Raw genomic sequence first — 25,995 nt, 5'->3', positions numbered from 1 at the left:
GCGGCCAGGTTTAGCGTGCCCTAATAAATAATTCGGCACTAAAAAACAGCGCGGCCACTAAGGGCCGCGCGCAAATCAATGTATATGGTTTACTCACTCTGAGGTAGAGCAGGATGCAGAAAAAAGTTCAATTGGCGCTTTTTTCATCGTTAACAGTCAATCGCACTGCACCTTAATCGCCAGCCCACCACGTGAAGTCTCACGATATTTTGCATTCATATCTTTGCCGGTCTCATACATGGTCTCGATCACCTTATCCAGGGAAACGCGGGGTTCGCTGGTGCGTCGTAGCGCCATGCGTGCAGCGTTGATCGCCTTCACTGAAGCAATGGCGTTGCGTTCAATGCAGGGCACCTGCACCTGTCCCGCTACCGGGTCACAGGTCAGGCCCAGGTTATGTTCCATGCCAATTTCAGCGGCTACGCACACCTGTTCTGGACTGGCACCCAGCAACTCGGCCAGACCGGCCGCCGCCATTGAACAGGCCACGCCCACTTCACCCTGACAGCCCACTTCCGCACCGGAAATGGAAGCATTCATTTTATACAGCACGCCAATCGCACCTGAGGCGAGGAAGTAACGGACGAAAATGTCCGGTGTGACCGTCTCAATAAAGTGATCGTAGTAGGCGAGCACTGCCGGAACAATGCCACAGGCACCATTCGTCGGCGCGGTCACCACGCGTCCGCCTGCTGCGTTCTCTTCATTCACTGCCAGCGCAAACATGTTGATCCAGTCGATAACGTTCATCGGATCGTTGGAGTGCTTAGTCGAGGAGACCAGTAAACGGCGCAGTGATGCCGCACGGCGTGGCACGCGCAACGGGCCTGGCAATACCCCTTCGGTATTCAGACCCCGATCGATACAGGCTTGCATGGTCTGCCACACATTGCCGAAGTAATCGTTGATTTCGTCACGTGTATGCAAGGCCAGCTCGTTCTTCATCACCAGGCCGGAAAGGGACAACCCGGTTTCACGACAGTGGCTGAGCAACTCTTTGGCGGAGTTAAATGCGTACGGCACAGAAACCTCATCCAGTACCGATTGGCCAAAATGCTCTTCATCGACGATAAAGCCACCGCCAATGGAATAGTAGGTTTTACTAAGGATCAGCAAATCACCCGCGAAGGCAAACACCGTCATGCCGTTTTCGTGCAGCGACAGATTTTCACTGCGGAACACCATGCCCCCTTCGCGCGGGAAATCGACTTCGTGAGTCCCTTTTGCCAGCAATAACCGTTCACGCTGTTCAACGTCTTTAATAAAGGCAGGAATGCTATCGATATCGACCGTAGCGGGTTCGAAGCCGGCCAGCCCCATAATAATGGCGATATCGGTATGGTGACCTTTGCCCGTCAGCGACAATGAGCCGTAGACGTCGACTGAAACGCGCGTGACGTCCTGCAGTTTGCCTTGTTCGACCAACAGATCAACAAACTGCTTGCCCGCTTTCATCGGACCGACAGTATGTGAACTGGATGGGCCAATACCCACTTTGAACATGTCGAAAACACTAATCACCGGTGACACTCCTCACAAATCTTATTTTGCACGGCCAGAGCCGTTTATGCGGCTAATAGTAATCGCCTGCGTGCCGCAACGAACAGCTTTTCGCATGAAATAAACTAATTATAAACCACAGAAATAGTTATCCATTTACTCCGTGGTGAAAGAGAACGAATTGGTCGAGTAAGGTGAACCAGACGGGAAAATCAGGAGAGGGCGATTTGCTGGCCGAGGGCGCGGATAATACCTGCGGTCATGCCCCAGATAAAATAATCTTCATACCACGATAGCCACACCTGATGCTGGCGATGTCCGCGACGCAGCGTCATGCCACTGTAACGACTGATGCGCAACGCTTCGGCTAAGGGCATGGCAAAGGTACTTTCTACTTCATCTGGATTGATGTTCAGCGGCAATCCAGCGGGGATAACACCTACCACCGGTGTCACGGCAAAGCCCGTACTGCTGGTCACCGGCGGCAACACGCCAACGACCCTGACGTGTTTTGGCTGTATGCCCACTTCCTCTTCCGCTTCACGCAGTGCGGTAAAAACCAGTGAATCATCGGTGGCGTCCTGCATGCCGCCCGGGAAGGCCACCTGGCCTGCGTGCTTACGTAAATGCGATGAACGACGCGTCAGCAGCAAACCGGGTTCTGGTCCATCGATCACCGGGACCAGCACCGCCGCCCGTCGCCCACTGATCGCGCTTTTTGGCACGGTGATCGGAGGTTGCATGACAAAACGGTTCAGGAACTGCTCCAGGGTCAAACTCATTTAGACCTCGCCGCTCAGGCTGGGGAGGATGCGATTAACCTTGTGAAAGGTCTCCTGATATTCCAGTTCAACATCGCTGTCCGCCACGAGCCCCCCACCGGCAGCACAATAAAGCTGCTGGTTCTCGGCAATCAGCGTGCGGATCGTAATGCTGGTATCCATACGGCCGCATAAACTAATGTAACCGATGCTGCCACACCAGGCATTACGGCGCTGCGGCTCTAACTCTTCAATGATCTCCATGGCACGGATTTTCGGCGCGCCGGTGATGGATCCACCAGGGAAACAGGCACGCAGAAGGTCCGTCGCCGTGAGATGTTGCGGTAATCGGGCGCGAATGGTGCTGACCAGGTGGTGAACGGCGGGGAAAGGCTCCACCACAAACAGCTCCGGCACGCTGACACTGCCGGGCACCGCGACGCGGCCGATGTCATTGCGCAGCAAATCAACAATCATCAAGTTTTCGGCACGGTCCTTCTCGGAATGGGCGAGTTTCTCTGCTTGCAACCGATCGGCGTCAGGATCAGCAAGGCGCGGCAACGTGCCTTTAATCGGACGGGTTTCAATCTCTTGCTGCTGGAGTGAGAGAAAACGTTCCGGCGACAAGCTCATCAGTACGCTTTTTGGCAAACGAATAAACGCACTGAATGGCGCGCGATTATCACGATTCAAACGCAGAAAGGCCTGCCATTCGTCACCCTGATAGCGCGCCTGAAAACGTTGTGCCAGATTTACCTGATAGCAGTCACCCGCCTGAATGTAATCCTGTACCGCCTGAAAACGATCCGCGTACTGTTCAAAAGTCAGGTTTGACTGCCAGTCACTGGTCAGTGCAAAGGTTTTGGGCTGCGGTACGGCTTGCGCTTGTAGCCAACGCCAGCGTTGTTCGGCATTCACCAGTGAAATAAGGGTTAGGGTGCGCAGTTGATGATCAGCAATCAGTGCCCAGTCATAAATGCCCACAGCCATATCCGGCGTAGTGAGATCCTGCTCGGCACGTTGTGGCAGCGTCTCAAAGCGTCGTCCGAGATCATAGCCAAACAGGCCCAGTGCACCGCCCTGGAAAGGCAGCTCGGGGTGACTTTCAGGCTTAATGCCCAGCTCATCACACTGCTGCTGTACCAGCTGCAGCGGGTCGTCGGCAGAGAGCAGCACTTTACCGTCACAGTCGATCTCAGTGATGTCGCCACGCGTGGTCAGGGTAGCGCGCGGATCGGCGGTCAGAATATCAAAGCGATTATCTGCATGTTCGGCATGACCGGAAGTGAGCAACATCGCCCATGGACGATGGGCCAGGGCAGAAAAACGGTGCAATAACGTATCCGGGGTATACTTCAGGCTAAGCGTGTGTACGGTCATCGGGCAAATTAATCCAGCAAGCAAGTGCGTAGCCTGGCATATTTTTTTGTGGCTGGCACCTGTTTGTTCCGCATGGAATAATGCGCCCCTTTTCGCACCAGGAGTGAATCATGTTTACAGGTCTTCCGGCTTTATCTCATGAACAGCAGCAACAAGCGGTTGAACGTATCCAGGAATTGATGGCAGGCGGTATGGCGAGTGGCCAGGCGATTGCGCAGGTGGCGCAGGAGATCCGCCAAACTTATCAAGGTGAAGGTATTCGGGCGCTTTTCGAAGACGATGAGTCAGAAGAAGAAGCCGACGAGTAACGCCCGAACAAATTACAGTGCGGCGATGATCTTGATTTCGACTTTATATTTCGGGTTCATCAGGCCCGCCTGCACGGTGCAGCGTACCGGTGCATTACCCGGTGATACCCAGGCATCCCATGCACGATTCATCGCCGGGAAATCCGCTTTGTCGACCAGGAAGATGGTGGCATCGAGGATTTTGCTCTTATCTGATCCGACACGAGTCAGAATCGCGTCAATCACCGCCAGCGCATTGGCGGTTTGCGCTTCCGCATCTTCATCCAGATTTTCTGGCACGCTGGTGTAATACACGGTTTCGTTATGTACGACGGCTTCGGACATACGATGTTCGGGATCGATACGCGTAATGGTCATGGTGTTCTCCTATAAATTCGCTGCGCTAGCCTGCCATAACCCATGGGCCGCTGTCATCTGTTGTGGTCGCCTCACGGGAATCCTGACATAATTACAGTGTTTTTGGGCAATCGGTGAGGATGTGTGGCAGACGATTTTGCAACTGATGGCGCGCTAGCGCAGGCGATTCCGGGGTTTAAACCTCGAGCAGCACAGCGTGAAATGGCGCAGGCCGTCACGGAAGCGGTGGGCAATGGCGGAGAGCTGGTGGTTGAAGCCGGCACCGGTACCGGGAAAACCTATGCCTATCTGGCACCTGCATTGCGCGCTAAGAAAAAGGTCATCGTCTCTACTGGCTCCAAAGCGTTACAGGATCAGCTCTACAACCGCGACTTGCCCACCATTGCGCGGGCACTCAAATTCAGCGGCAAAACCGCGTTACTGAAAGGGCGCTCTAACTATTTATGTCTTGAGCGCCTTGAGCAGCAAAATCAAACGGGTGGCGATCTTACCGTGCAGGCACTGGGCGATCTGATCAACGTGCGCAGTTGGTCATCGCAAACCGTTGATGGCGATGTCAGCAGTTGCACCGACGTGGCGGAAGACAGCCCCATCTGGCCTTTTGTCACCAGCACCAACGATAACTGTCTCGGCAGCGACTGCCCGTTGTATAAAGATTGTTTCGTGGTGAAAGCCCGTAAAAAGGCCATGGACGCGGATGTGGTGGTGGTGAACCACCATCTGTTCCTGGCCGATTTAGTGGTAAAAGAGGGCGGTTTCGGTGAGTTGATACCGGAGGCGGATGTCATGATCTTCGATGAAGCCCACCAGTTACCCGACATCGCCAGCCAGTATTTTGGCCAGCAGCTTTCCAGCCGCCAGCTTCAGGATCTCGCCAAAGACATCATCATTGCCTACCGCACTGAAGTGCGCGATGTTCAGCAATTGCAGAAATCGGCTGACCGCCTCGCACAGTGCGCTCAGGATTTTCGTCTTACCTTGGGTGAACCCGGTTTTCGTGGCAATCTGCGCGATCTGCTCAGCGATAACAACATCATGCGTATGTTTACGCTGCTGGATGATGCGCTGGAGCTATGTTACGACGTCATCAAATTGTCTTTAGGACGCTCGGCGCTGTTGGATGCGGCCTTTGAGCGCGCTGCGCTGTATCGCACACGTCTGAAACGGCTGCGTGCCATTGATGAACCCGGGTTCAGTTACTGGTATGAGTGTACCAGTCGCCATTTCACGTTGGCACTGACCCCATTATCCGTCGCGGAACGTTTTCGTGAAGTGATGGATAACCGCAAAGCGGCCTGGGTATTTACCTCCGCTACACTCGCCGTCAATGAGCAAATGAGCCACTTCTCCAGTCGTCTTGGCGTCGATAAAGCGAAAACGCTGATCCTCGATAGCCCATTCGATTATGCACAGCAGGCGTTGTTGTGCGTGCCGCGTAATATGCCTGAACCTAATCAGCCCGGCGGTGCGCGTCAGCTTGCGCGCATGATGAAACCCTTGATCGATGCCAATAAAGGCCGCTGTTTCTTCCTGTGCACCTCACACAAAATGATGCGAGAACTGGCCGCAGAATTTCGCGCTTCCATGACCTTGCCGGTGTTGCTGCAAGGTGAAACCAGCAAAGGGCAGTTGCTGAAGCAATTCCTTGACGCTGGGAATGCGCTGCTGGTGGCGACCAGCAGTTTTTGGGAGGGCGTCGATGTACGCGGTGATGCGCTGTCATTAGTGATTATCGATAAGCTGCCGTTCACCTCACCCGAGGATCCGCTGCTGAAAGCGCGCATGGAGGATTGCCGTGTGCGCGGCGGCGATCCCTTCAATGATGTGCAACTGCCGGACGCGGTGATCACCCTGAAACAGGGGGTGGGCCGTTTGATTCGTGATACCGAAGATCGCGGCGTCTTGGTGATTTGCGATCAGCGTCTGGTTTCTCGTCCTTATGGCGGGTTGTTTCTCAACAGCTTGCCACCCACGCCGCGTACCCGCGATCTCCTCCGCGCTATTGAATTTGTTCGTCGGGCAGAGAATCAGTAATTTGTGCCAGGCTATGTTAAGATGCGCGCCATTTTGACTCTCAGAGGTTGTTATGTCCGCCCGAATTTTAGCCCTGGACACGGCGACAGAAGCCTGTTCTGCAGCGTTGCTTAACCAGCAGCAGATCGATGCCCGTTTCGAAATCGCCCCGCGCGATCATACCCAACGCATATTACCTCTGGTGCAGGAGTTGTTGCAGTTACAGCAACTGGACCTGACGGCGCTTGACGCGTTAGCGTTCGGACGCGGTCCGGGCAGTTTTACCGGCGTGCGTATTGGCATTGGTATTGCCCAAGGGCTGGCATTAGGTGCGAACTTGCCGATGATTGGCATCTCCTCACTCGCCACCATGGCGCAAGGTGCATGGCGCTTGACGGGCGCCAAGCGCGTGCTGGCAGCTATTGATGCGCGCATGGGAGAAGTGTACTGGGCAGAATATCAGCGTGATGAAAATGGTGAATGGCTGGGTGCAGAAACTGAAGCCGTGCTCAAGCCCGAAGCGGCAGAGGCACGCATCGCGCAGTTGAGCGGTGAATGGGCAACAGTCGGCACGGGCTGGCAGGCTTATCCCCATCTGCTGAATGGCTCGGCGGCTAAGTTAATCACCACCGACATCACACTGCCTGCTGCGGAAGACATGTTGCCGCTGGCGCAATGTGCCTTACTGCGCGGTGAAACTGTCGCGGTAGAGCATGCGGAACCGGTTTATTTGCGTAATGAAGTGGCATGGAAAAAGTTGCCTGGCCGCTAAGCGATACGCAACTATTCCGTCACCGCTCAGTCTAACTGAGAAATAACAGGAGAAGTGCTATGCCAATGAGTCGTAAAGGGATGTCTGGCGCTCTGTTAGCCTGCGCGTTACTGCTGAGCGGTTGCGTTTCGGTGCCAGATTCCATTAAAGGGAGTTCTCAGCTTCCACAGCAAGATTTATTACGCGTGATGAATGCTCCACAGTTGTATGTCGGGCAGGAGTCGCGTTTTGGTGGGAAAGTGGTAAAAGTGACGAATCTGACCGGTTTAACCCGCCTGGAGATTGCCACTCAGCCGCTGGATGACAGCGCGCGTCCTCAACTGGGCGCTGCTTCTGTTGGCCGGATCTTTGCCGACATCCGTGGATTTGTCGATCCCGTTGACCTGAACAATCAATACGTCACGGTGCTGGGAAATATCAAAGGCGTTGAAAAAGGTGAAATTGGCAAAGCCAGTTATAACTTTGTGGTAGTGGATGTGCGTGGCTATCAACGTTGGCACCTAACACAGCAAGTGATGACACCGCCTCAACCGATAGATCCATGGATTTGGTATGGTCCGACGCGTCGTCACCCGGGTTACTGGGGGCCTAATCCCTATTGGGGGATGAACATGAACACCGGCCCAGCGCAGGTGCAAACTATCCTTACCGAATAACCCATTATTATTAGATAACGGCCCGGTCGCGGCGCTCGCGACCGGGCTTTTTTATTGGCAGCGCAACCGATGCGCGAAATTTAGTGATGGGCTTCGCAACCTGAAAATGCCGAAACAGGCAAACTGGTACAATCAGTTAAAATATTGTTAACAACACTGATTGCAGAGGCGGCGATGGCTACGCAACAAGAATATCGGGGTGACTCTTTGAATAAGGTTTGGCTCAAACGCTATCCAGCAGACGTACCTGCGGAAATTAATGCGGACCGTTATACCTCTTTGGTCGAGCTTTTCGAGCACGCAGCATTGCAGTACGCCGATCAAACGGCGTTCATTAATATGGGCCAGCCGATGACCTATCGTCAGCTGGATAAGCAGAGCCGCGATTTTGCCGCCTGGCTACAGCAAGGTTTAGGGCTTAAACAGGGCGATCGAGTGGCACTGATGATGCCGAACCTGCTGCAGTATCCGGTGGCGCTGTTCGGCGTATTACGTGCCGGCATGGTGGTGGTGAACGTTAATCCACTTTATACGCCGCGCGAACTCAAACATCAGTTAAATGACAGCGGTGCCAGCGCCATTGTGATTGTCTCTAACTTTGCCCATACCCTGGAAAAAGTGGTCGCGGAGACGCCGATCAAGCACGTGATGCTGACGCGCATGGGCGACCAACTCGCCCCTGTGAAAGCCACGCTGGTTAACTTCGTGGTGAAATACGTTAAGAAGCTGGTGCCAAAATACCATCTGCCGGGGGCGGTTCCGTTCCGTCACGCATTGCAGCAGGGTGCGCAGATGCGCTACCAGCGTCCAACCGTGACCAATAACGATTTGGCCTTCCTGCAATATACCGGTGGCACCACCGGTGTGGCGAAAGGGGCCATGCTCACCCATGGCAACATGCAGGCCAATCTGGAGCAAACCAAAGCGACTTACGGCAAATTGCTACGGGCGGGTAAAGAAAATGTGGTAACGGCGCTGCCGCTTTACCACATTTTTGCGCTGACGGTTAACGGCTTGCTGTTCCTTGACCTGGGGGGGACGAATCTGTTGATCACCAACCCGCGCGACATCCCGGGATTTGTTAAAGAGCTGAGTAAGTTCCCCTTCACGGCCATTACCGGTGTGAATACGCTGTTTAATGCGTTGCTGAATGATGACAATTTCAACAAGCTGGATTTCTCCACGCTGCGGTTGTCTGCAGGCGGGGGCATGGCGGTGCAGAAAGCGGTGGCCGAGCGTTGGGAAAAACTCACTGGGCATTATCTGCTGGAAGGCTACGGCTTGACGGAGTGTTCGCCGCTGGTTTCTGTTAACCCTTATGACATTACCTGCCACACCGGCAGTATCGGCCTGCCTGTGCCTTCTACGGACGTACGCATTGTTGATGATGAAGATAACGATGTGGCGCCCGGTGAACCCGGTGAACTCTGTATTCGTGGGCCACAAGTGATGGTGGGCTACTGGCAGCGGCCGGATGCGACGGAAGAAGTGCTAAAAAATGGCTGGCTGCATACCGGTGATGTTGTTACCGTTGATAGCGAAGGCTTCATTCGCATCGTTGACCGTAAGAAAGACATGATTCTGGTGTCGGGCTTTAACGTGTATCCTAACGAAATCGAAGATGTCCTGATGCAGCATCCCAAAGTCCGAGAAGCCGCGGCGATTGGGGTACCCAGCGATCTCTCAGGCGAAGCCGTGAAAGTGTGCATCGTCAAAAAGGATCCTTCGCTGTCGAAAGAAGAGGTGCTGGATCATTGCCGTCGCCAGCTCACTGGCTATAAAGTGCCGAAGATTATCGAGTTTCGTGACGAGCTGCCAAAGACCAACGTGGGCAAAATTTTGCGCCGCGAACTGCGGGACGAGGCGAAGCGAGAAGGGCAGTAATCTGCTTTTTTCCTTAGGTTAACGCCGGCTCAGTCCGGCGTTTTTATTGCTTTTAACATGGAGCGCTGCGCGAAGTGTGTCGCAGCGAGAATGAATACGTGAATTACACTTTGATCGACCAAGACAGTCAGCTGGCGGCCGTGTGCGAACAGGCGCTTAAGCATGATGCGGTAGCGCTGGATACTGAGTTTGTGCGTACCCGCACTTACTATCCACAGTTGGGCCTGATCCAACTGTTTGATGGTGAACAACTGGTTCTTATCGATCCACTGAATATCAACGACTGGACGCCGTTTATCGCGCTGTTGCAAAACAAGCAGGTGTCCAAGTTCCTGCATGCGGGTGGCGAAGACCTCGAAGTGTTCCTGCACCGTTTTAACTGCCTGCCTGACCCGATGGTGGATACCCAGATCCTGGCAGCCTTTGCCGGACAACCGCTGTCATGGGGTTTTGCCTCTATGGTGAATCACTTTAATCAAATCGAGCTGGATAAAAGTGAAGCCCGAACCGACTGGTTGGCGCGTCCGCTGACAGAGCGTCAATGTACGTATGCGGCGGCGGATGTGGCGTATTTACTGCCAATTGCGCATCAACTGGTGGAGCAAACTGAAGCTGCGGGCAATATGGCGGCGGCACTGAGTGAGTGCGATAACCTGTGCCAGCGTCGCCTGGATGTGCTGAAACCCGAAGATGCGTGGCGCGACTTCACCAATGCATGGCAACTGCGCCCGCGTCAGCTGGCGGCGTTACAGCGCCTGGCCGCGTGGCGTTTGACCATTGCCCGTCAAAAAGACATGGCAGTAAACTTTGTGGTGCGCGAAGAGAATCTATGGAAAGTGGCTCGCTTTATGCCGGGAAGTTTAGGCGAACTGGATCATCTGGGTCTTAACGGTCACGAAATTCGTTTTCATGGCAAAGCCATGGTTGCTCTGGTGGCTGAGGCACAAGTGCAGGATGAAGCAACATTACCGCCACCTTTGCCTAATCTGATCGACCATCCGCATTACAAACAGGCATTTAAGGCAATTAAAGCCTTGGTGGTGCAGGTCAGTGAAGAGACCGGTTTTAGTCAGGAGTTACTGGCTTCGCGTCGTCAGATCAACCAAGTGCTGAGCGTGTATTGGGGCTTAAAGAGTGGCTGCCGCACACCGGAACTGCTGACCGGCTGGCGAGGAGAGTTACTTCAGGCACGTATCGACGAGATCCTGCAGGCGCTGTAAGCGCTGCATTTTCCCCTGCGCACGACGCAGGGGAAAATCAGGAACCTGCTGCTGTCATTTAGGAACGTCTTCCGTCTCCGGCAACGTGACGTTCAGTTCCAGGATGGAGATATCGTCCCCTTTCTGATCCAACTGAACGGTCACCATATCCGGGTCTATTTTCACGTACTTACAGATCACTTCCAAAATATCGCGCTTGAGCTGCGGCAGGTAATGGGGCTCACTGTCGCCCCTTCTGCGCTCGGCCACGATAATCTGCAGCCTTTCCTTGGCTATATTGGCTGTGTTCTTCTTACGGGATAAAAAGAAATCAAGTAATGCCATTGGTTATCCCCCGAACAGGCGTTTCAGGAAACCCTTCTTCTCTTCTTCAATAAAGCGGAAGGGGCGTTCTTCGCCAAGCAGGCGATCTACGGTATCAGCGTAAGCTTTACCGGCGTCAGAGTTAGCGTCGAGGATCACTGGCTCACCTTGGTTAGAGGCACGCAGCACAGATTGATCTTCTGGGATCACACCGACCAGTGGAATACGCAGAATTTCCAGCACGTCTTCCATGCTCAGCATGTCGCCACGGGTTACGCGGCCCGGGTTGTAACGGGTCAGCAGCAGGTGCTCTTTCACCGGGTCCTGGCTGTTTTCTGCACGACGTGATTTGGACGAAATAATGCCGAGAATACGGTCTGAGTCACGTACGGAAGAGACTTCCGGGTTGGTAGTAATGATTGCTTCGTCGGCGAAGTACAGAGCCATCAGCGCACCGGTTTCGATACCTGCTGGCGAATCGCAAACGATGAAATCAAACTCCATCGCGGCCAGGTCGTTCAGCACTTTCTCCACGCCTTCGCGGGTCAGTGCATCTTTGTCGCGCGTTTGTGAAGCAGGCAGAATGTAGAGCTGCTCAGTGCGCTTATCTCGAATCAGCGCCTGGTTCAGCGTGGCGTCACCCTGAATGACGTTGACGAAATCATAGACCACACGGCGTTCACAGCCCATGATCAAGTCAAGGTTACGCAGACCGATATCAAAATCGATCACAACAGTCTTTTTGCCCTTTTGCGCTAACCCTGTGGCGATGGCCGCGCTTGACGTGGTCTTGCCAACGCCCCCTTTACCCGATGTAACTACAATGATGCGTGCCATAAATGTTGATTTCCTTAACGAAAGAAAAGGGGCCTAATAAAGTGTCTGGATGGTGAGCGCGCCTTCTTTAAGACACAGGCGCGCGGCTTTACCAAAGAATTCCGCCGGGATTTGATCCATGATCCAGTATTCACCGGCAATAGAAACCAACTCGGCTGCGAGGTTGGTGCAAAAAATTTGGCTGTCACGTGCGCCGCTGGCTCCGGCCAGCGCACGGCCACGCATCATGCCGTAAATATGAATGTTGCCGTCGGCAACCAGTTCGGCACCGGCGCTGACGCTATTGGTGACGATAAGGTCAGCATTGCGTGCGTAAATCTGCTGACCAGAACGTACCGGTGTGTTGATGATGCGGGTTTTGCCGGCACCTTCAACCACTGGAGCAGCAACCGGTAACGCGGTTTCTGCCACGGGCGCTTCTGCGCGTTTACGATTCTCTTTGCCTTCTGACAGCACGGGCAAACCGGCGCGTGCAATCATTTTTTTCAGGGCTTCATCTTTGCAACCGCTGACACCGACAATGCGCAAACCTGTCGCGATGACGGCTTGCTGCATCTGCTTCCAGTTAATGTCGCCGTTCAAAGCAGAGACATTAAGCACCACCGGGGCATTCTGCAAAAACGCAGGGGCCTGATCGATTTTGTCCTGCAGTGCCTGACGAATCACCTCGGGTTGCGAATGGTGCAGATGAACGACTGACAGGGTAAAACTGCTTCCCTTGAATTCGATTGGCGTTTGCGACATCTGTCCTGACTCAGTCCTGTTTTACGACCCTAAGATGTCCAGCGATAAAATCGTCATTAACATCAAACGGTCAATATTCGAAGTTCTGCAAGCATGTTATAGTTACTGCTATATTCAGGCAAGTGACGCCATCGGTTAATTCGAGTAAAAAATATGTTTTGTGTGATCTATAGAAGCCCGCAACGCGACCAGACTTATCTTTATGTTGAAAAAAAAGACGATTTTTCGCGCGTTCCTGAAGAGTTGTTGCGTGGCTTTGGTAAACCCAAGCTGGCGATGGTGCTGTCGCTGGACAAACGCGACAAACTGGCTAATGCTGATATCAATAAAGTTAAGCAAGGATTGAGCGATAACGGCTATTATTTACAGATCCCACCGCCGGTCGAAAATCTGCTCAACATTCATCGCGAACTGGGTAAAAAAGATTAATTCGGATTCATCTGTAAATATATCCTGTAAATATCCTCAGTGTTATTTGCATTAATTAATTGCCCGCGCAAAAGCTTAATTGCGGGCATTTAATCCTACATGTCTTCGCCGTTTCTGGTGAACAATTAACGACTTTTGACAATTTCCGCCACGCCTGACGCGATAAAACCGCTAATATAATCCTCCTCAGCATGCCGCGTTCCGGCACTGAACCTGACTCATCCGCCAGCACAGCTGGCATCAAACACAACACAAGCAGGGGAAAAGCATGTATCAGCATCGTAACTGGCAAGGCGCTTTGTTGGATTATCCCGTCAGCAAAGTGGTTTGCGTGGGCAGCAACTATGCGAAGCATATCAAGGAAATGGGCAGTGCAACGCCAACTGAGCCAGTCGTCTTTATCAAACCAGAAACCGCCGTGTGTGATTTGCGCCAGCCACTCTCCATTCCGGATAACTTCGGCGAAGTGCATCACGAAGTCGAGCTGGCGGTGTTAATTGGTTCGACGTTGAAGCAGGCGACCGAAGAGCATGTGGCAAAAGCGATTGCCGGCTACGGCGTGGCGCTGGATTTAACGCTGCGTGATGTACAAGCAGGCTTAAAGAAAGCGGGCCAGCCGTGGGAAAAATCCAAAGGGTTCGATAACTCATGCCCGCTGTCAGGCTTTATCCCAGTGGCTGAATTCAGTGGCGATCCGCAAGATACTGAGTTGAAACTGGTGGTCAATGGCGAAGTGCGTCAGCACGGTTCCACCGCCGATATGATCCATAAAATCCTGCCGTTGATTGCCTACATGAGCCAGTATTTCACGCTGCGCGCAGGTGATGTGGTGCTGACTGGCACCCCTGAAGGCGTGGGCCCAATGCGTTCTGGCGATAAACTTGAAATCTCGCTAGCCGGTCACGGTATTACCACGCGCGTACTGTAAAACTTGCATCACCGCACCTGAACCTTTATAAGGTGCGGTCTTGTTGCACAACCCGGACCGCCATTATGACTGAACAACCTTTCTGGCAAACAAAACGCCTTGACCAAATGGACGACGCAGAGTGGGAATCGCTGTGTGACGGCTGCGGCCAGTGCTGCCTGAACAAGTTGCAGGATGCGGACACCGACGAAATTTACTTTACCAACGTTGCCTGCAATCAACTGAACATCAAAACCTGTCAGTGCCGTAACTACGAGCGCCGCTTTGAGTATGAAGAAGATTGCATCAAGCTGACGCGCGAAAACCTCACCACCTTTAACTGGTTACCGCGTACCTGTGCCTACCGCCTGTTAGGCGAGGGTGGCACACTACCGGCCTGGCATCCGCTGGTGGCGGGTTCGAAGAAGGCGATGCATGCGCAGCGTATTTCTGTGCGCTATATCGCGGTGCGGGAAAGTGAAGTGCGCGACTGGGAAGACCATATTATCGATCGACCCGATCGTAACGGATAAGAAAAACAGGCAGCCTTGGCTGCCTGTTTCATTTGGGCTTAACGACCGAAAAGATCGCGACGTTTAGGTTTTAACGGTTGTGCGATTAACACCAATGCCCCCACCAGCAGGTAAGCCGCGAAGATCACAATCATCCACTGCGGCATGCTCCATGTCAGGAAGGTCCAGCTACGTTCAGCGCAATCGCCACTCGCAACAAACACTGACGGCAACCACTTATCCAGTGGCAGCCAGCTTGGGAAACGGGCAGCGAAATCACAGGTCACAAACGGATTAGGATGAAGCTGAATGTTGGTGTGCTCAATGGAAAGCATCAAACCTTTGTAGGCACTGTAGAGCCAAATCAGGATCGCTGCCCAACGCACGGGCAAGCTTTTAGGGGCAAACGCGCCGACAATGCCTGCGCCCATCACGCCAAATAAGGCACAACGTTCATAAATGCACATCACACAGGGTTTTAGCCCCATGACGTGTTGAAAAAACAGTGCGGTGAGTTCAAAAGCCAGAGCTGTAAGAGCCAACAATAACCATGCTCCGCGACCTCGTGAGCATTGATTTAAATATCGCAACATATTGCTTATCCTGTAACCGTTAATGCTTCGCAGTGTAAACCAAAAGCGTAACCGTGCCAGCCAGGTAAGGGGAAAAAATCATGTACAAAAATGACTTAAGCCTGATCCAGGCCAAAAATAATGGCATTTTCTCCCCACGTAAGAAGTGACACGTGGACACTACAACGCAAACGAGTGCGTTTTTACCGTCACCACGAGGATGACAAGACTGAATTTTTGCGCCAGCGCGCGCTTTTAATCAGTTGTCAGGCTATTTACGCTATAGCCCCTCTGGTATGATGAGTGCCATTACGACAAAGAAAGCAATGAGAAATAAATGCTATGGTGATTAAGGCGCAAAGCCCCGCAGGATTTGCTGAAGAGTATATTATTGAAAGCATCTGGAACAGTCGTTTTCCGCCGGGGTCGATCCTACCTGCCGAACGTGAGCTTTCTGAACTGATTGGCGTCACCCGTACCACGCTACGAGAAGTACTACAGCGTCTGGCACGTGATGGTTGGCTGACCATTCAACATGGTAAACCGACGCGCGTGAATGATTTCTGGGAAACCTCAGGTTTAAACATCCTGGAAACCCTGGCCCGCCTTGATCATGATAGCGTGCCCCAGTTGATTGATAACCTGCTGTCAGTGCGAACCAATATCGCGTCGATCTTTATCAGCCGCGCACTGCGCCACCATCCTGATAAAGCGCGCGAAGTGTTAGAAAGCGCGTTAGCGGAAGAGGATAAGGCAGAAGCCTACACCGAACTGGATTATCGTGTGTTTCGTGGTTTAGCGTTTGCTTCGGGCAACCCCATTTATGGTTTGATCCTTAATGGGCTGAAAGGGCTGTATACCCGCGTTGGACGCCACTATTTCTCCAACCCAGAGGCGCGTCAGCAGGCACGCAATTTCTACCGCCAACTGGCAGACTTGTGCAGCGTTAATCCGACGCAGGATCAGATTGTGGATTGCGTGCGCGAATATGGACGTCGCAGCGGCGAGATTTGGCACAGTATGCAGAAGAGCATGCCGGACGATTTAGCCAGCAAGCGATAAAAAAAACCGGACCTCATCAGTCCGGTTTTTTTATGCCTTACAAGGCGGGGCCGCGAGTCGGCGCGCGATCAAGCAGTTCGACGCTACCATCCTCATTCTGCTGTTCCAGAATGACATCGAAGCCCCACAAGCGATTCACATGCTTCAGCACTTCCTTGCGGCTTTTGTCGAGTGGTGCACGCTGTTGTGGCACATAGCGCAGCGTCAGCGAACGGTCACCACGCAGATCGACGTTGTACACCTGAATGTTCGGTTCAAGATTGCTGAGGTTGTACTGCGCCGACAACTGCTGTCGTATCGCGCGGTAACCGGCCTCATCATGAATCGCGGCAATTTCCAGGAAATTATTGCGATCGTCATCCATTACCGTAAACAAACGGAAATCACGCATCACTTTCGGCGACAGGAACTGACTAATGAAGCTCTCATCTTTGAATTCACGCATGGCAAAATGCAGCGTCTTCAGCCAGTCAGAACCCGCGATGTCTGGGAACCAGTAACGATCTTCCTCCGTCGGTGACTGGCAGATACGTTTGATGTCCTGGAACATGGCAAAGCCAAGTGCGTACGGGTTGATGCCGTTATACCACTGGCTATTATACGGCGGTTGATACACCACATTAGTGTGACTGTGCAGGAACTCCATCATAAAGCGTTCCGACACCTTACCTTCGTCATACAGGTGATTCAGGATGGTGTAATGCCAGAAGGTTGCCCACCCTTCGTTCATCACCTGGGTCTGTTTTTGCGGGTAAAAATACTGGCTGACCTTGCGTACAATACGCAGCACTTCACGCTGCCAGGACTCCAGCAACGGAGCATTCTTTTCCATAAAGTACAGCAAATTTTCCTGCGGCTCAGACGGGTAACGTGAGGCCTCAACGTGCACCGACTCCTTCTCTTTACGCGGCAGGGTACGCCACAGGGTATTCACCTGGCTTTGCAGATACTCTTCACGGCTTTTCTGTCGGGCCTTCTCTTCCTGCAGTGAGATTTTTTGCGGGCGTTTATAGCGATCCACGCCGTAGTTCATCAACGCATGGCAGGAGTCGAGCAGACGTTCGACCTCCTCGACGCCGAATCGCTCTTCGCAGTCGGAGATGTAATTACGTGCAAACAGCAGGTAATCGACAATGGAGCTGGCATCGGTCCAACTGCGGAATAAATAGTTATTTTTGAAGAAAGAGTTGTGGCCGTAACACGCGTGCGCCATCACCAGCGCCTGCATGGTCATAGTGTTCTCTTCCATCAAATAGGCGATACACGGATTGGAATTGATTACTATTTCGTAAGCCAGCCCCTGCTGGCCATGCTTGTAGCGCTGTTCAGTTTCAATGAATTTCTTCCCGAACGACCAGTGTGCATAGTTGATCGGCATCCCTACGCTGGAGTAGGCATCCATCATTTGTTCGGAGGTGATCACTTCGATTTGATGCGGATAGGTATCAAGCCCGTAGCTTTTCGCCACGCGGTCGATCTCTGCCAGATAGACATCAAGCAATTCGAATGTCCAGTCTGGCCCATCACTGAGTCGTTTACTGCTCCGGGTTGGCTCGTCAAAGATTGTCGTCATAGCGCACCTCTGTTTTGCAAGCGGCAGGCAACGGATTGTCACCTGTCACGATCGTTTAAGGCTTCATCCTGAGAAAGACGGCCCAAAAAAACTGAGCGAACACTTCAATGATAGTCCACTGTCGCTTATCCGAAACCGGAACTCAAACGAATTCTTTTTGGCACAAAATCATTCAAAATTCGCTGCTTAAGGTTTTGCTAATGACAAATGCGGGTTTTGATTTTAACGGCAGGATAAAATGCTGTTTATAAGTGCATTATATGACTGTGGCGCTTTGTCCTGAAAAAAGATAAAAGCACTGCCGTCCGCATAATAAATCGCTGGTTAATGGTTTTATGGCATAAAAAATCCTGATTTTTGCACTGCCTCATGATTTATGTGTGCAGGAACGTGAAAAACATGTGAAATGTATCTGTCGAATGTAAGATTAAATCAGTCGTCTGGTTATGCTAATGCAGGCGGTATTCATAGTTGATTATGCTTTTTGCCGCGACGAGGGGCTTATGCGCGTAGTGATTCTTGGAAGTGGGGTTGTCGGGGTGGCGAGTGCCTGGTATCTGGCACAGGCGGGACATGAGGTCACGGTGATCGATCGCCAGCCCGCTGCCGCGCTGGAGACCAGTGCCGGTAACGCCGGGCAGATCTCCCCCGGCTATGCTGCGCCTTGGGCGGCACCGGGTGTGCCCTTGAAGGCTGTTAAATGGATGTTCCAGCGTCACGCGCCTCTGGCGGTTCGCCTCGATGGCAGTAAATTCCAGCTGGAGTGGATGTGGAATATGCTGCGCAATTGCGATATGCGTCACTATCAAGAGAACAAAGGTCGCATGGTGCGGATTGCGGAATACAGCCGTGATTGCCTGAAAACCCTGCGCGCCACCACTGGCATTGCCTATGAAGGTCGACAAGGCGGTACACTGCAACTCTTCCGCACGCAGCAGCAGTTCGACAGTGCCAGCAAAGATATCGCCGTGTTGAAAGACGCTGGCGTGCCTTACGAGCTGCTGGAAGCACACCAGCTTCACAGTGTTGAACCGGCGTTAGCTGCCACCGCCCACAAACTCACTGGCGGTTTGCGTCTGCCGAATGATGAAACCGGTGACTGCCAACTCTTCACCCAACGCTTAGCGGATATGGCCGCCGCCGCAGGCGTGACCTTCCGCTACAACATGGAAGTGGATCAGTTGCTGCGCGAAGGTAATCGGATCTACGGCGTGAAGTGTGGCGACGAAGTGATTAAAGCCGATGCCTACGTGGTGGCCTTTGGTTCCTATTCGACTGCGCTGCTCAAAGATATTATCGCCATCCCGGTTTATCCGCTGAAAGGCTACTCACTCACCATCCCGATTAAGAATCCTGAGGCCGCACCGGTTTCCACTATTCTCGATGAGACCTACAAAGTGGCGGTAACGCGCTTCGACGATCGTATCCGCGTCGGTGGTATGGCGGAAATTGTTGGTTTTAACACCAAACTGACGCCAGCACGACGTGAAACGCTGGAGATGGTGGTCAGCGATCTTTATCCTGAAGGCGGTTTTGTTGAACAGGCCACGTTCTGGACCGGATTGCGCCCTATGACGCCAGACGGTACGCCGATTGTTGGGCGCACGCCGCTCTCCAATCTCTATCTCAATACCGGTCACGGTACGCTGGGATGGACCATGGCCTGTGGTTCCGGTCAGCTGTTGGCCGATTTGATTTCTGGCCAGAAACCGGCAATTGCTGCAGACGATCTCTCCGTGCTGCGCTATCTGCCAGGTTTCGAAGCCCATTCGTCGCCGTTGCGCAACGCTAACGCAGCGCGTTAAGACTTCAGGGAGAGCATACGCATGTCACGTCCTATTGGCGCCACCATCAATCAACAGGCGCTGAGCCACAATCTGACGATTGTTCGTCAGGCGGCACCACAGTCGCGAATCTGGTCGGTGGTGAAAGCCAACGCTTACGGACACGGAATCACCCGCGTTTGGCAGAGCCTGGCGCAGACTGATGGTTTCGCGTTGCTGAACATGGAAGAAGCGATTCTGCTGCGCGAGCAGGGCTGGAAAAAGCCGATCCTGCTGCTGGAAGGTTTTTTCCATGCGGAAGATCTAACGCTGATTGATCGTTACCGTCTGACCACCAGCGTGCACAGTAACTGGCAAATCCAGGCGCTGGCCAAAGCCACGCTCTCAGCACCGATTGATATCTATCTGAAGATCAACAGCGGCATGAACCGCCTGGGTTTCCGACCTGAACAGGCCCATGCGGCGTGGCAAAAACTGCGTGAACTGCCAAATGTTGGCGAGATGACGCTGATGGCGCACTTCGCCGATGCGGAAAATCCAGAAGGTTTGATTGAGCCAATGAAGCGGGTAGAGCTGGCAGCAGAAGGTCTCAACTGCCCACGTTCTCTTTCCAACTCGGCAGCAACGTTGTGGCATCCGGAAGCGCATTTTGACTGGGTACGGCCGGGCATCATTCTGTATGGTGCCTCACCAAGCGGTGACTGGCAGGATATTGCCAGCACCGGCTTGCAACCGGTGATGACGCTGAGCAGTGAGATTATTGGCGTACAGCAACTTACTGCCGGTGACGGGGTGGGCTACGGCTATCGTTACCATGCCTCAGCTGCGCAGCGTATTGGTATTGTTGCCTGTGGCTACGCTGATGGTTATCCACGACATGCGCCAACGGGCACGCCCGTGTCTGTTGAGGGTATTCGCACCCAAACGCTGGGCGCGATTTCCATGGATATGATGATGATTGATCTTGAACCTTGTCCGCAGGCGGGAATCGGCTCGAAAGTGGAGCTGTGGGGCAATCAGGTGAAAATCGATGAAGTCGCGAAAGCCGCGGGAACGGTGGGCTACGAGCTGATGTGTGCGCTCGCGCCCCGCGTGCCGGTTAGCGTTATTTAAGCGCGGTCACACTGCCGTGCATTTTCTTACTGCAGCGCCAGGCAATCAGAGCCAGCGCTGCACCTAATAACATCATCAATGCCAGTGCTGATTTCTCCGCGACCGGTAATGCGACAATGATTAGACTGCCGCCTGCTCCACATGCCATCTGAATAAAGCCCTGTAAAGCAGCTGCCACACCGGCCTGCTGTTGATACGGCTCCAGCGCATAGCTGGTGGCAGGTCCGACCGTAAAGGCTAAGCCCGCTACCGAGACGGCTACTGGAATCATGTATAACGCCCAGTGAGTCTGCCATGCAGCAGGGAATAGATGCATTCCAGCCACCAGTAAGATGGCGCCCACCAACATGGTGAAAAAGCCCATCGCCAGACAGAAAGGCCGCCCGGCTTTACGGATGGTTTTATTCACAAACGCACTGACCAACATGATCCAGAAACCGTTGGCACCAAAGGCAAACGAGAACTGCAGCGGCGTGAGGCCACCTTCGGTCATCAAAACATGCGGCGCGAGCGAAACATACGTCAGCACCATGCCCAGTGCACCGGCATTCGCAAAGGCAAACGCGAGGAAGCGCGGTTTGCGCGCAATCGCGGCATACTGTGCCAGCGGTAAACCTTTAACTCGCAGGGTATCCGCAGGGCGTGTTTCCGGCAGGAAGAACAGCACTATCACGCCAATCGCCGCGGCATAACTGCACAGGAACCAGAACGGTGCACGCCAGCCGTAGGCTTCGGCAAGGATACCGCCGAGCAGCGGAGCCAGCGCCGGAACAATATTTAACGCGCCATTGAGAAAACCATAGGCGCGCGCGGCCTCATCGCCGCTTAAACGGTCGCGTACCCCACTAAAGGCGACAACCGCACTGCAACATACGGCACATCCCTGAATGAGTCGTGCCAGGAAGAAGATGGGCCACGCTGTGGCCGTCGCCGCAATGGCGCTGCCGATGATATAGAGCGCCAGCCCAATTAGAGCGATCGGCTTACGTCCATAATTATCGACCAAAGGCCCAGTGACCAACTGACCTATGCCCATCACCAGCAAAAACAGGGGAATAGTGGTCTGAATCAAACTGACCGGGCTGTTAAGGCCTTCAGCAATTTGCGGAAGTGTAGGGAGATAAAGATCAATGCCAAGCGGCGCCAGCAGCACCAGGCTTAAAAGTAGCAGGGTAAATTTTTGCATTACGAACCAGAAACAACCTGTTAAACAAGCGGGAAGGGTAAAGAGTTAGCAGAGAAAAGGGAAGGAATAAAAAAAGAGATGTCTGCCGCTCGCGCACAGACATCGCCTCGGGGGGATTAGTAAGCGCCGTCGCGACGCAAGACTACGCCAGCCGTTTTAAACAGAATGGCGATATCAGTCCACAGTGCCCAGTTTTTCACATACCAGGAGTCGAAATAGACGCGGGTATCGTAGTCAATATCGTTACGTCCACTAACCTGCCAAAGGCCGGTCATGCCCGGTTTTGCCATCAGATAATAATCCACATCACCTGCATAGCGTTCCAGTTCAGCTTCAATCACCGGACGCGGACCGACCAGACTCATTTCGCCGCGAATCACATTCCACAGTTGCGGCAGTTCATCCATGCTGGTTTTACGTAAGAAGCCACCAATTTTGGTGATGCGTGGGTCATTCTTCAGTTTGAAATCACGATCCCATTCCGCACGTGCTTCCTCGCTGGTCGCCAGTAGATTCTGCAACACTTCTTGCGAGTTGGTGACCATCGAGCGGAATTTCAGGCATTTAAATTTCTCGCCATCCTGTCCAACACGTTCGTGACCATAAATCGCATTTCCCCCATCGCGTTTCACCATGGCGCACAGCAGGCCGAACACCGGAGCAAGGAACAGCAGCAACAGGGATGCCACCACAATATCGAAGGCTCGCTTGAGGAAACGAGATGAACGCTTGGCCAGGTTGTTGCTGACGCGCAAGATCATCACTTCATGGCTGAAGATGAAGGACATATCCGTGCCATACAGGGGCACGCCGCGCAGAGTAGGGATAACGGAAATTGAACGGCATTTCATTTTGGACAGGAACTTCAGCCATTTATCGCGCACCACTTGCTGTTCAAATTCAGTAGCGACGATAAATTGCGTGTTGTCACGGTCCATGGTTTGCCAGTTGATATCTTTCCAGGTAATCACCGGCACGCCATTAACATTGTCAGGACGGTTTTCATCTTCCAGTGAAATGAACGCCTGCACGTTATAGCCAAGGATCTCTTCACTCTGCAACGCAGCGTAAGCTTCCATGGCATTTTTACCCGAACCAATAATGATGGTTTCTTTCTGCCATTGACCCGCACGGTTTATGGCGCGTTTCACCACGGCACGCATCAGTGGCAACAGCAACAGCGCGTAAGTCCAGCTAAACACCCACACCATGCGCGAGAAATCCCATTTGGAGAAGGCGATCAGTGCCAAATCCAGCAGTGAGAACACGAACAGGGTTTTAACAATTTCTTTTAACTCGAACCAGAAGGGTTTGCGATAAGTGTAATGACGCATACGCACCCAGAACCAGGCTGTGCAAAGAACCGATAGCCCGAGTTGTGCGATAAAGCGATATTCGATTTGCTGCGGCGGAATAAAGGTGTCCAGTTCTCCCCAAATACCCTGAACGGTGGCCGCAGATAAGAACAATGCCAAATTTAATGCAATTAAATCTGAGAAACTTAAAGCGACTTTCGCGATGAGATTTTTACGCAGTCCGCTCCATGAGCGGGTTGCATTATTCATTACCAATGTACTTGCCATAAAACCTGCTCTCTTTTCTTAAGTAAAAGATGGCCTGACCAGAATCAAGTACGCGCTCAGGTGTGGTCCGCTGAAATAGGAAAGAATTTATTTTTCAGCGCGATATGAATCAAAACTGCCACAAGCGCTGCACCGAAAGGACCGTTTGAGACGTGAATTGCGTCACAAAAAGCTGCAGCAACGTTTAAGAGTATGCAGGAGTTATTTGACAGAGTTAATATGGAAATAGTCTGAAAAGGAAATAAATGACTAAAGAAATTATGAGCTAGCGAATTGAATTATAAGGTTAAAAGTAAAAAATCCGACGATAGAACGCTTCATTTTAAGACTGCTTTTAGGAATGACCGCCAAACGAAGCGGATGGCGGTATGGAAAAATCAGGCAGGTTTTTTTAATACCCAGCGGTCTTGCTGCTTGTCATAGTGTCCGATCGCCAGATCGATGGGTTCGCCATCAATCCACGCCGGCACACTTGTGTCATGATCCCAGCCGTCGAGTTGGTAACTCAGGCCGGGGTTGGTATTGCAGGGAATGCTGACGGTCTCTAAATTTTCAGCATTCAGTTCTGCATCAACGATCTCGTAACGACCAATCTTTACCACGTGTCCCATCCTATTCTCCCGTTTCTGCTGGGTGGAATAGTGATCATAGTCGCTCACGCGCAGTTTGGGGGCCAAAGCGCTTCGGATTACTCTTTGTCTTCCATGACGCGCACACCAATTTTGACGATTTGGTTATCTTCTTTTTCGGCAACGGTCCAGGTCAGTTGATTCCACTCCACCTGGTCACCCACCACCGGCGTGCTGCCAAGTAACCCCATAACGAGTTGGCCGAGTGACTGCTGATCGTTGGTCTCTTCGTCTAACTCTAAACCGTAAATCTGCGCCACATCGCGCAATCGTGCCTCGGCATCCAGAATGAAGTCTCCGAAGAAGCGTTGGTCGAGGGCTACAGGCGGTGACTGACTAAACATTTTGCCTAATGCGGGTAAATCTCGTTCGCGACCAATCACGCACAACACGTCGCCCTCTTTGAGACGCGTGCTGCCATTCGGATGCATCAGCGCATTGTCGCGGAACAGCGCAGCGATGCGCGTCTCACGTGGCATCTGCAGGTCACGCAGCGCTGCACCGACACACCACTTGTCTGCACCAAGCTGATAGACAAACTGCTCCCACGGGTTTTCCGGATGGATATCCAGCCCCACACGGCTAATCGGCGAAGCGGTAGGGGGCACCACGACTTTGGCGCGTTTAGCGGCATAACCGAGAGACGTGCCCTGCAGCATTAATGAAACTAACACCACGAAGAAGGCGATGTTGAAGTAGAGCTTGGAATTTTCCATGCCCGCCATCATCGGGAACACCGCAAGGATGATCGGCACCGCGCCGCGTAACCCCACCCAACTGATGAAGATACGCTCACGTCCGGTAAACCCTTTGAATGGCAGCAGACCGACCAAAATAGAAAGCGGGCGCGCCACCAGAATCAGCCACAGTGACAGAATCATCGCGGGTACCGCGATGTGCCACAAATCAGAAGGGGTGACCAACAAACCGAGTACGATAAACATGCCAATCTGACTAAGCCATGCCATTCCATCGAAGGTTTGCAGAATGCCGTGACGGTTGCGGATTGGGCTATTGCCTAACAGGAAGCCACAAAGGTAAACAGCCAGAATGCCGCTGCCTTCCATCACCGTGGTCAATGCAAATACAATGATGCCGCCGCTGACGGCCAGCAGAGGATATAAACCCTGTGCCAGATTAATGCGGTTAATTAACTGCTGCAGTGCCCAGCCGCCGCCCAATCCCAGCACAATGCCAAGACCAAACTGCTGCACCAGGTGCACCACAAACATCCAGCTTAAACCGGTCTGGCCCTGCTGAATCATGTCGATCAGTGTGATGGTGAGGAACACTGCCATCGGATCGTTACTGCCCGATTCAATTTCCAGCGTTGAGCTGACACGCTCATTAAGCCCTTTATCGCCCAGCAGCGAGAATACGGCTGCGGCGTCGGTAGAGCCAATGATGGCGCCAATCAGGAAACCTTGCATCAAATCGAGCTTAAACAGCCAGGCAGCCGCCACACCGGTTAAGCCCGCGGTGATCATCACGCCAACGGTGGCTAATGACAACGCTGGACCCAGAGCGACCTTGAACGAACTGGCTTTGGTCCGCATGCCGCCATCCAACAGAATGATGGCCAGCGCAAGGTTGGAGACCAGGTAGGCCACGGGATAATTATCAAAGGCGATGCCGCCGATACCGTCAACACCCGCCAGCATGCCAAGCGCGAGGAATATCACCAAAATCGGGATGCCAAGACGAGATGAGAACGAACTCAGAAGAATACTTGCTGCAACCAGCACGGAACCAATAATGAACAAACTGTAAATCATGCTGGCATTCAACGGCGTTCTCCTGCGCTAACGGACGGATAAAACAAACTGCGGGGATAATCACACAGACAAGCTGAAAAGATAATGCCTTATCAATAGCTTGTCAGCGCTTAATTCAACATTTTTTCAATCTAC

The 25,995-nt window shown here is 52.8% G+C and carries 25 protein-coding genes; 12 read left to right on the top strand and 13 right to left on the bottom strand.

The features are described from left to right. Positions 1–156: 156 nt before the first annotated feature. The 3 genes from sdaA to pabB form a co-directional block, all read right to left on the bottom strand. Positions 157–1,521, bottom strand: coding sequence for an L-serine ammonia-lyase (gene sdaA, locus QMZ30_RS16790; RefSeq protein ID WP_283228251.1), 1,365 nt, complete (start codon positions 1,519–1,521; stop codon positions 157–159). Positions 1,522–1,712: 191 nt separating this feature from the next. Beyond that, positions 1,713–2,282: a CoA pyrophosphatase gene (locus QMZ30_RS16785; RefSeq protein ID WP_283228250.1), complete on the bottom strand. Its 570-nt coding sequence runs from the start codon at positions 2,280–2,282 to the stop codon at positions 1,713–1,715. Beyond that, positions 2,283–3,641, bottom strand: a complete 1,359-nt coding sequence (gene pabB / locus QMZ30_RS16780) for an aminodeoxychorismate synthase component 1 (RefSeq protein WP_283228249.1) — start codon at positions 3,639–3,641, stop codon at positions 2,283–2,285. It abuts the gene before it with no gap. A gap of 110 nt (positions 3,642–3,751) precedes the next feature. On the opposite strand from pabB, the gene QMZ30_RS16775 reads away from it, so the two are divergent. Then, the gene (locus QMZ30_RS16775; protein WP_039335427.1) at positions 3,752–3,949 is read left to right on the top strand and encodes a YoaH family protein; all 198 of its coding nucleotides are present in this window, start codon (positions 3,752–3,754) and stop codon (positions 3,947–3,949) included. Between the two features lie 12 nt (positions 3,950–3,961). Here QMZ30_RS16775 and QMZ30_RS16770 read toward each other — a convergent pair whose 3' ends face one another. Next, entirely contained in the window at positions 3,962–4,306 is a 345-nt protein-coding gene (locus QMZ30_RS16770) for a RidA family protein (RefSeq protein WP_039335429.1), read from the bottom strand. Positions 4,307–4,429: 123 nt separating this feature from the next. Here QMZ30_RS16770 and yoaA point away from each other — a divergent pair, with 123 nt between their 5' ends. The 5 genes from yoaA (at position 4,430) to rnd (ending at position 10,851) form a co-directional block, all read left to right on the top strand. Beyond that, positions 4,430–6,340, top strand: coding sequence for a DNA repair helicase YoaA (gene yoaA / locus QMZ30_RS16765; RefSeq protein ID WP_283228248.1), 1,911 nt, complete (start codon positions 4,430–4,432; stop codon positions 6,338–6,340). Between the two features lie 52 nt (positions 6,341–6,392). Next, positions 6,393–7,091 (top strand): tRNA (adenosine(37)-N6)-threonylcarbamoyltransferase complex dimerization subunit type 1 TsaB, encoded by a 699-nt coding sequence (gene tsaB / locus QMZ30_RS16760; RefSeq protein ID WP_283228247.1) that lies wholly within the window; start codon positions 6,393–6,395, stop codon positions 7,089–7,091. A 59-nt stretch (positions 7,092–7,150) separates the two neighbouring features. Further along, complete coding sequence (locus tag QMZ30_RS16755) at positions 7,151–7,747, top strand: Slp family lipoprotein (protein ID WP_058969559.1); 597 nt, start codon at positions 7,151–7,153, stop codon at positions 7,745–7,747. A gap of 207 nt (positions 7,748–7,954) precedes the next feature. Then, complete coding sequence (gene fadD / locus QMZ30_RS16750) at positions 7,955–9,631, top strand: long-chain-fatty-acid--CoA ligase FadD (protein ID WP_283228336.1); 1,677 nt, start codon at positions 7,955–7,957, stop codon at positions 9,629–9,631. Between the two features lie 98 nt (positions 9,632–9,729). Continuing rightward, positions 9,730–10,851: a ribonuclease D gene (gene rnd / locus QMZ30_RS16745; RefSeq protein WP_283228246.1), complete on the top strand. Its 1,122-nt coding sequence runs from the start codon at positions 9,730–9,732 to the stop codon at positions 10,849–10,851. Between the two features lie 54 nt (positions 10,852–10,905). On the opposite strand, the gene minE is transcribed toward rnd, so the two are convergent. From minE to minC, 3 genes are read right to left on the bottom strand one after another with little or no spacing between them, the layout of a single operon-like run. Continuing rightward, positions 10,906–11,175 carry a cell division topological specificity factor MinE gene (minE, locus tag QMZ30_RS16740; protein WP_010616394.1) on the bottom strand — a complete coding sequence of 90 codons (270 nt, stop codon included), beginning with the start codon at positions 11,173–11,175 and terminating at the stop codon, positions 10,906–10,908. Between the two features lie 3 nt (positions 11,176–11,178). Then, a complete protein-coding gene (gene minD, locus QMZ30_RS16735) occupies positions 11,179–11,991 on the bottom strand; it encodes a septum site-determining protein MinD (protein WP_034828743.1) in 813 nt (270 codons plus the stop codon). Positions 11,992–12,024: 33 nt separating this feature from the next. Further along, positions 12,025–12,735 carry a septum site-determining protein MinC gene (gene minC / locus QMZ30_RS16730; protein WP_039335435.1) on the bottom strand — a complete coding sequence of 237 codons (711 nt, stop codon included), beginning with the start codon at positions 12,733–12,735 and terminating at the stop codon, positions 12,025–12,027. Positions 12,736–12,888: 153 nt separating this feature from the next. Between minC and QMZ30_RS16725 the strand changes: the two genes are divergently transcribed. The 3 genes from QMZ30_RS16725 (at position 12,889) to ycgN (ending at position 14,604) form a co-directional block, all read left to right on the top strand. Beyond that, complete coding sequence (locus QMZ30_RS16725; protein ID WP_039335438.1) at positions 12,889–13,164, top strand: YcgL domain-containing protein; 276 nt, start codon at positions 12,889–12,891, stop codon at positions 13,162–13,164. A gap of 268 nt (positions 13,165–13,432) precedes the next feature. Continuing rightward, entirely contained in the window at positions 13,433–14,092 is a 660-nt protein-coding gene (locus tag QMZ30_RS16720) for a fumarylacetoacetate hydrolase family protein (protein ID WP_039335439.1), read from the top strand. Between the two features lie 65 nt (positions 14,093–14,157). Continuing rightward, the gene (gene ycgN, locus QMZ30_RS16715) at positions 14,158–14,604 is read left to right on the top strand and encodes a cysteine cluster protein YcgN (RefSeq protein ID WP_034828749.1); all 447 of its coding nucleotides are present in this window, start codon (positions 14,158–14,160) and stop codon (positions 14,602–14,604) included. Between the two features lie 38 nt (positions 14,605–14,642). Here ycgN and dsbB read toward each other — a convergent pair whose 3' ends face one another. Then, entirely contained in the window at positions 14,643–15,176 is a 534-nt protein-coding gene (dsbB, locus tag QMZ30_RS16710) for a disulfide bond formation protein DsbB (RefSeq protein WP_283228245.1), read from the bottom strand. Between the two features lie 321 nt (positions 15,177–15,497). On the opposite strand from dsbB, the gene fadR reads away from it, so the two are divergent. Next, complete coding sequence (fadR, locus tag QMZ30_RS16705; protein WP_058969550.1) at positions 15,498–16,217, top strand: fatty acid metabolism transcriptional regulator FadR; 720 nt, start codon at positions 15,498–15,500, stop codon at positions 16,215–16,217. Between the two features lie 37 nt (positions 16,218–16,254). Here fadR and QMZ30_RS16700 read toward each other — a convergent pair whose 3' ends face one another. Further along, positions 16,255–17,790, bottom strand: a complete 1,536-nt coding sequence (locus tag QMZ30_RS16700) for a SpoVR family protein (protein ID WP_039335446.1) — start codon at positions 17,788–17,790, stop codon at positions 16,255–16,257. 503 nt (positions 17,791–18,293) lie between these two features. Here QMZ30_RS16700 and QMZ30_RS16695 point away from each other — a divergent pair. Together QMZ30_RS16695 and dadX are read left to right on the top strand one after the other, a co-directional pair. Continuing rightward, the gene (locus QMZ30_RS16695; protein WP_039335447.1) at positions 18,294–19,595 is read left to right on the top strand and encodes a D-amino acid dehydrogenase; all 1,302 of its coding nucleotides are present in this window, start codon (positions 18,294–18,296) and stop codon (positions 19,593–19,595) included. A 21-nt stretch (positions 19,596–19,616) separates the two neighbouring features. Further along, on the top strand, positions 19,617–20,687 hold the full coding sequence (dadX, locus tag QMZ30_RS16690) for a catabolic alanine racemase DadX (protein WP_283228244.1): 1,071 nt from the start codon (positions 19,617–19,619) through the stop codon (positions 20,685–20,687). On the opposite strand, the gene QMZ30_RS16685 is transcribed toward dadX, so the two are convergent. From QMZ30_RS16685 to QMZ30_RS16670, 4 genes are all read right to left on the bottom strand, one after another. Further along, on the bottom strand, positions 20,680–21,873 hold the full coding sequence (locus tag QMZ30_RS16685; RefSeq protein ID WP_283228243.1) for a multidrug effflux MFS transporter: 1,194 nt from the start codon (positions 21,871–21,873) through the stop codon (positions 20,680–20,682). The two genes, dadX and QMZ30_RS16685, sit on opposite strands and share 8 nt — an antisense overlap. A 116-nt stretch (positions 21,874–21,989) precedes the next feature. Then, a complete protein-coding gene (gene wbaP, locus QMZ30_RS16680; protein WP_283228242.1) occupies positions 21,990–23,456 on the bottom strand; it encodes an undecaprenyl-phosphate galactose phosphotransferase WbaP in 1,467 nt (488 codons plus the stop codon). Between the two features lie 377 nt (positions 23,457–23,833). Beyond that, positions 23,834–24,067 (bottom strand): DUF1480 family protein, encoded by a 234-nt coding sequence (locus tag QMZ30_RS16675; protein ID WP_058969540.1) that lies wholly within the window; start codon positions 24,065–24,067, stop codon positions 23,834–23,836. A 77-nt stretch (positions 24,068–24,144) separates the two neighbouring features. Beyond that, positions 24,145–25,872, bottom strand: a complete 1,728-nt coding sequence (locus tag QMZ30_RS16670) for a potassium/proton antiporter (RefSeq protein WP_039335456.1) — start codon at positions 25,870–25,872, stop codon at positions 24,145–24,147. Between the last annotated feature and the right edge of the window lie 123 nt (positions 25,873–25,995).

The organism is Pantoea sp. EA-12 (assembly GCF_030053355.1).
GTDB lineage: Bacteria > Pseudomonadota > Gammaproteobacteria > Enterobacterales > Enterobacteriaceae > Pantoea > Pantoea vagans_C.
The sequence above is the reverse complement of the archived record's forward strand: the minus strand, read 5'-3'. Positions and strand labels throughout refer to the sequence as shown.